The sequence below is a fragment of the Klebsiella sp. C360 genome (assembly GCF_048822415.1).
Taxonomy (GTDB): Bacteria; Pseudomonadota; Gammaproteobacteria; order Enterobacterales; family Enterobacteriaceae; genus Klebsiella; species Klebsiella quasipneumoniae.
Genome location: NZ_JBMEZZ010000011.1, coordinates 142,353 through 148,646 on the forward strand (window position 1 = coordinate 142,353; position 6,294 = coordinate 148,646).

Consider the following 6,294-nt stretch of genomic DNA (forward strand, 5'->3'; position numbering starts at 1 on the left):
TTCGTTGTAAAAGTAAATATCTTGCGAAATTATCACTTCGAAACTTAAACGCAGGATAGACGCCTATGAAACCACGTCAGCGCCAGGCAGCCATTCTCGAGTTCCTGCAGTCGCAGGGAAAATGCTCGGTCGAAGAGCTGGCGCAACACTTCGATACTACCGGCACCACCATCCGCAAGGATCTGGTCACGCTGGAAAACGCCGGCACCGTCATTCGCACCTACGGTGGCGTGGTACTCAACAAAGATGAAGCCGATCCGCCGATCGATCATAAAACGCTGATCAACACCCATAAGAAAGCGCGCATCGCCGAAGCGGCGGTGCGCTTTATTCATGATGGCGACTCCCTCATCCTCGATGCCGGCAGCACGGTGCTGCAGATGGTCCCACTGCTCAGCCGCTTCAATAACATCACGGTGATGACCAACAGCCTGCATATCGTCAACGCTCTGGCCGAACTGGATAATGAACAGACTATCCTGATGCCCGGCGGCACCTTCCGCAAAAAATCGGCCTCCTTTCACGGCCAGCTGGCGGAAAACGCTTTCGAACAGTTCAGTTTCGACAAGCTGTTTATGGGCACCGACGGCATCGATCTGAACGCCGGCGTCACCACCTTCAATGAGGTGTATACCGTCAGCAAGGCGATGTGCAACGCCGCCCGCGAAGTGATCCTGATGGCCGACTCGTCAAAGTTTGGCCGTAAAAGCCCCAATATCGTCTGCGGCCTGGAGCGCGTGGATAAATTGATTACCGATGCCGATATTGACCCTGCATTCCAGCGGGCGCTGGAAGCCAAAGGCATAGAAGTCATTATTACTGGAGAACATCATGAGTAACTTTTTGTTAGAGGCCGGACGCCAGACCCTGATGCTGGAGCTACAGGAGGCGAGCCGCCTGCCGGAACGCCTGGGCGACGACTTCATCCGCGCGGCGGAAACCATCATCCACTGCGAGGGCAAACTGATTGTCTCCGGTATCGGTAAATCCGGTCATATCGGCAAAAAGCTGGCGGCGACTTTCGCCAGCACCGGCACCCCGGCCTTTTTTGTCCATCCGGCGGAAGCGCTGCACGGCGATCTTGGCATGCTCGACGGCCGCGACGTGATGCTGTTTATCTCCTACTCCGGCAGCGCGAAAGAGCTGGATCTGATCGTGCCGCGGCTGGAGGAAAAAGGTATCCCGCTGCTGGCGATGACCGGCAAATCCACCTCGCCGCTGGCGCTGGCGGCGAAAGCGGTGCTGGATATCGCCGTCGAGCGAGAGGCCTGTCCGATGCACCTGGCGCCGACCTCCAGCACCGTCAACACCCTGATGCTTGGCGATGCGCTGGCGATGGCGGTCATGCAGGCCCGCGGCTTCAATGAAGAGGATTTTGCCCGCTCCCATCCGGCAGGGGCGCTCGGCGCGCGTCTGCTGAACAAAGTGCATCACCTGATGCGCCGCGACGACGAAGTGCCGCGCGTCGGCACGGACGCCAACGTCATGAACGCAATGCTCGAGCTAAGCCGCACAGGGCTCGGCCTGGTGGCGGTCTGCGATGAGGCCAACCGCGTGCAGGGGGTCTTCACCGACGGCGACCTGCGCCGCTGGCTGGTGGGCGGCGGCACCTTAAACGACGGCGTCGCGCAGGCGATGACCCGCAACGGCGTGACGCTACAGGCGGAGAGCCGCGCGGTGGAAGCCAAAGAGCGGCTGATGAAGCACAAAATCAGCGCCGCGCCGGTAGTCGATGAAAACGGCCAACTGGTCGGCGCCATCAACCTGCAGAACTTTTACCAGGCCGGGATCCTTTAAGCCCCAGACGTTTCGCCAGCCGGTGCAGGTTGGCGACGTCGAGTTCCAGCGCGCGGGCGGTCGCCGCCCAGTTGCCCTGATGTGCCGCCAGCGCGCGGGCAATCGCCTCGCGCTGGAAATTATCCGTGGCTTCGCGCAGATTCACGTTGCCCATTGCCGGCGCCGCTGCCGCCGCCTCGGTCGGCAACGTCGGCGCAGTCGCCGTAAACTCGAAATGCTGCGGCTCCAGTACTATGTCATCGCCAGCCTGAGTAGCCCGCGCCAGCACCACCGCGCGGTGAATGGCATGCTCCAGTTCGCGCACGTTGCCCGGCCACGACCACTGCTGCAGCCTGTTTCGCGTTGCCTCACTTAAAATTACCCGCGCCAGCCCCATCCGCAGGCGGCACTGCTCGCAAAAATAGCCAGCCAGCAGCACCACGTCATTTTCCCGCTCGCGCAGCGCCGGAACCGACAGCGGGAAGACGCTCAGCCGGTGATAGAGGTCGGCGCGAAAGCGCCCTTCCACCACCTCCTGGCGCAGGTCGCGGTTGGTGGCCGCCAGCACCCGCACATCGACCCGCAGGCTGCGGTCATCGCCGACACGCTGAATATCGCCATACTGCAGGACGCGCAGCAGCTTCGCCTGCAGCGCCAGCGACAGCTCGCCGATTTCGTCGAGGAACAGCGTGCCGTTATCGGCCATCTCAAATTTGCCGCTGCGATTGCTGATAGCCCCGGTAAACGCCCCTTTCACGTGACCGAACAGCTCGCTCTCCGCCACGCTCTCCGGCAGCGCCGCGCAGTTGAGGTACACCAGCGGGTTAGCCGCACGCGGCGATCCCTGATGCACCGCCTTCGCCACCAGCTCCTTACCGGTCCCCGTTTCGCCGCTGATCAGCACGTTCAAATCCGAGGCGGCGACAATCTCGATCTCTTTTTTCAGCTGCAGCATCGGCGCCGACAGGCCGATGATCTCCTGACGCTCCGGCTGCGGGTAATTCACCACCTGCGCGGGCAGGACGTTTTGCGCTTCAAGGCGGGCGATAAGCAGCGCGTTATTCAGCGCCCCGGCCACCAGCGCGGCAATCAGTCGCAGCTCTTCATCGCTGAAGCTGTCGAAGCGGTCGGCATCCATGCCGTCAAGAGTTAGCGCGCCGATCAGCGTTTGCCCGGCAAACAGCGGCAACCCCACGCAGGCGTGAACCTTGAGGCTCTCCTGGCCGGGGATCAGGCCGTCATAGGGGTCCGGCAGGTCGCTGTCCGCCGGGAAGCGCACCACATCGCCGGCGCGGGCGATCGCCTCCAGCCGCGGATGCCCATCCAGTGCAAAGCGCCGGCCAAGCACATCCTGCGCCAGACCATCGATCGCCAGCGGCACAAACTGATGGGCCTCATAGCGCAGCAGCGCCGAGGCGTCGCAGCCAAGGATCTGCCGCAGGGTGGCGATCAGGCGCGAAAAGCGGTCGACGTGGCCGATATCGCTTTGTAAATCAATGGCGATTCTCGCCAGCGCCTCGACGGAAAAACTCATTATCGCTCCATTGTCATTTTGACAGCCAATATAGTCATATCGACTATTCTAATCATTGTCATTTTGACAGCAACTAAAATCATGAAAATTTAAAAAATGCTTTTATTCAATAAGTTAAAAAACTGGCACGCAACTTGTAATACATCAATCAACTGACTTTGAACACACTGTATTAATTGAGGTTGCTATGTCTATTGTGGTGAAAAATAACATTCTTTGGGTTGGCCAACGTGACTGGGAAGTGCGTGATTTCCACGGCACCGAATATAAAACGCTGCGCGGCAGCAGCTATAACAGCTATCTCATCCGCGAAGAGAAAAACGTGCTGATCGATACCGTCGATCATAAATTCAGCCGCGAGTTCGTGCAGAATCTGCGCCGCGAAATCGACCTCGCCGACCTCGACTACATCGTTATTAACCACGCCGAAGAGGACCACGCCGGCGCGTTGACTGAGCTGATGATGCAGATCCCGGATACACCGATCTACTGCACCGCCAACGCCATCGACTCCATCAACGGCCATCACCACCATCCGGAGTGGAACTTCCACGTGGTGAAAACGGGCGACACCCTCGATATCGGCAATGGTAAGCAGTTGATCTTCGTGGAAACGCCAATGCTGCACTGGCCGGACAGCATGATGACTTACCTGACCGGCGACGCGGTGCTGTTCAGCAATGACGCCTTCGGCCAGCACTACTGCGACGAACATCTGTTTAACGATGAAGTGGACCAGACTGAACTGTACGAACAGTGCCAGCGCTACTACGCCAACATCCTGACGCCCTTCAGCCGCCTGGTGACGCCGAAAATTAACGAAATTCTCGGCTTCAACCTGCCGGTAGCGATGATTGCCACCTCCCACGGCGTGGTCTGGCGCGATAACCCGACGCAAATCGTCGAGAAATACCTCGAATGGGCGGCGGATTATCAGGAAGATCGCATCACGATTTTCTACGACACCATGTCCAACAACACCCGCATGATGGCGGACGCCATTGCCCAGGGGATCACCGAGGTCGACCCACGGGTGGCGGTGAAAATCTTTAACGTCGCCCGCAGCGACAAAAACGACATTCTGACCAACGTTTTCCGCTCAAAAGGCGTGCTGGTGGGCACCTCCACCATGAACAACGTCATGATGCCGAAAATTGCCGGGCTGGTGGAAGAGATGACCGGGCTGCGTTTTCGCAACAAACGCGCCAGCGCCTTTGGCTCCCACGGCTGGAGCGGCGGCGCGGTAGACCGCCTGTCCACTCGCCTGCAAGATGCCGGGTTTGAAATGTCCCTGAGTCTGAAGGCCAAATGGCGGCCGGATATCGACGCGCTCGAACTGTGCCGCCAACACGGGCGCGACATCGCCCGCCAGTGGGCGCTCGCTCCACTGCCGGTTGCTGAAGCGACAGTCACGCCGGAACAACAGGAGTGCGCCTGTGCCGCCGCCGCGGCCGCCGATCTCGGTCCCATGATGCAGTGCAGCGTCTGCCAGTGGGTGTATGACCCGGCGAAAGGCGAACCTAACCAGGATGTGCAGCCGGGTACGCCGTGGAGCGACGTGCCGGATAACTTCCTCTGCCCTGAATGTTCGCTGGGTAAAGATGTGTTTGATGTTCTGGCGACGGAGGCAAAATGAGTGATGGCATCGTCATCATCGGCTCGGGCTTCGCGGCCCGCCAGCTGGTGAAAAATATTCGTAAGCAGGATGCCGAGATCCCGCTGACCCTCATCGCCGCCGACAGCATGGATGAGTATAACAAGCCCGATCTCAGCCACGTCATCAGCCGCGGACAGCACGCCGACGATCTGACTCTGCAAAGCGCCGGCGAGTTCGCCGAACAGTACCACCTGCGCTTGTTTCCCCATACCTGGGTGAGCGATATCGACGCTGAAAACCATCGGGTGAAAAGCCTGGATAAGCAGTGGCGCTACGACAAACTGGTGCTGGCCACCGGCGCCACGCCGTTTATCCCCCCGGTGCCGGGCCGCGAGCTGATACTAACGCTGAACAGCCAGCGCGAATATGGCGCGGCGCAGAGCCAGCTCCGCGACGCCAGGCGGGTGCTGATCGTCGGCGGCGGCCTGATTGGCTGCGAGCTGGCGATGGATTTCTGTCGCGCCGGTAAAGCGGTAACGGTGGTCGATAATGCCGCCAGCGTGCTGGCGGCGCTGATGCCGCCGGAGGTCAGCAGCCGTCTGCAGCATCGCCTCACCGGGATGGGCGTCCATCTGATGTTAAAAACGCAGCTGGAAGGGCTTGAACACACCGCCGACGGCATCCGCGTCAGTCTCGACCGCCAGCGCGCGATAACCGTCGATGCGGTGGTGGCCGCCGCCGGCCTGCGCCCGGAAACCTCGCTGGCGCGCCACGCCGGACTGCAGATTAACCGCGGCGTGGTGGTCAATAGCCAGCTGCAAACCAGCGACCCGGCGATTTACGCCCTCGGCGACTGTGCGGAAATCAACGGTACGGTAATGCCGTTCCTGCAGCCGATTTTGCTCAGCGCCATGTGCCTGAGTAAAAACCTGCTGGCGCAGGCAGGCGAACTCAAGCTGCCGCCAATGCTGGTGAAGGTGAAGACCCCGGATCTGCCGCTGCATCTGGCCGGCGACACCCGTCGCGAGGATCTGACGTGGAACATCGTAGCCGCCAAAGAGGGGCTGGTGGCGAAAGGGCTGGATGCGGCGAATCAACTGCGCGCCTTTGTGGTCAGCGAAGACAAGATGAAAGACGCCTTCGCGCTGCTCAAACAGCTGGTGAGTGAATGACCCTCCAGGCAGCCCTGTTTTGCCGTTAGTTTGCCGGGTGGCGGCTGCGCCTTACCCGGCCTACAGGGTCCTCTCCCAGGCTCATACCTCGTAGGCCCGGTAAGCGCAGCGCCACCGGGCGATGACAGCAGGCACAGAGCCGATTTTGTGCCGGGTGGCGGCTGCGCCTTACCCGGCCTACGTTCGTACGACCTGTCGTTAATTTATTCACCATG

Annotated in this window: 5 protein-coding genes; 4 read left to right on the plus strand and 1 reads right to left on the minus strand. The window is 60.3% G+C overall.

Features of this window, described 5'->3' with window-relative positions; genetic code table 11:
- Window positions 1-65: 65 nt before the first annotated feature.
- Both srlR and gutQ read left to right on the plus strand, forming a co-directional pair.
- A complete protein-coding gene (gene srlR / locus ACOI7D_RS22810; protein WP_004205671.1) occupies window positions 66-839 on the plus strand; it encodes a glucitol operon DNA-binding transcriptional repressor SrlR in 774 nt (257 codons plus the stop codon).
- Window positions 832-1,797, plus strand: a complete 966-nt coding sequence (gene gutQ, locus ACOI7D_RS22815) for an arabinose-5-phosphate isomerase GutQ (protein ID WP_032453823.1) — start codon at window positions 832-834, stop codon at window positions 1,795-1,797. The genes srlR and gutQ overlap by 8 nt, the downstream gene beginning before the upstream one ends.
- Here gutQ and norR read toward each other — a convergent pair.
- A complete protein-coding gene (gene norR / locus ACOI7D_RS22820) occupies window positions 1,760-3,310 on the minus strand; it encodes a nitric oxide reductase transcriptional regulator NorR (RefSeq protein WP_048335079.1) in 1,551 nt (516 codons plus the stop codon). The two genes, gutQ and norR, sit on opposite strands and share 38 nt — an antisense overlap.
- Before the next feature lie 187 nt (window positions 3,311-3,497).
- Here norR and norV point away from each other — a divergent pair, with 187 nt between their 5' ends.
- Together norV and norW are read left to right on the plus strand one after the other, a co-directional pair.
- On the plus strand, window positions 3,498-4,946 hold the full coding sequence (gene norV / locus ACOI7D_RS22825) for an anaerobic nitric oxide reductase flavorubredoxin (RefSeq protein WP_023290776.1): 1,449 nt from the start codon (window positions 3,498-3,500) through the stop codon (window positions 4,944-4,946).
- A complete protein-coding gene (norW, locus tag ACOI7D_RS22830) occupies window positions 4,943-6,079 on the plus strand; it encodes an NADH:flavorubredoxin reductase NorW (protein WP_109547016.1) in 1,137 nt (378 codons plus the stop codon). The genes norV and norW overlap by 4 nt, the downstream gene beginning before the upstream one ends.
- The last annotated feature ends 215 nt before the right edge of the window (window positions 6,080-6,294 follow it).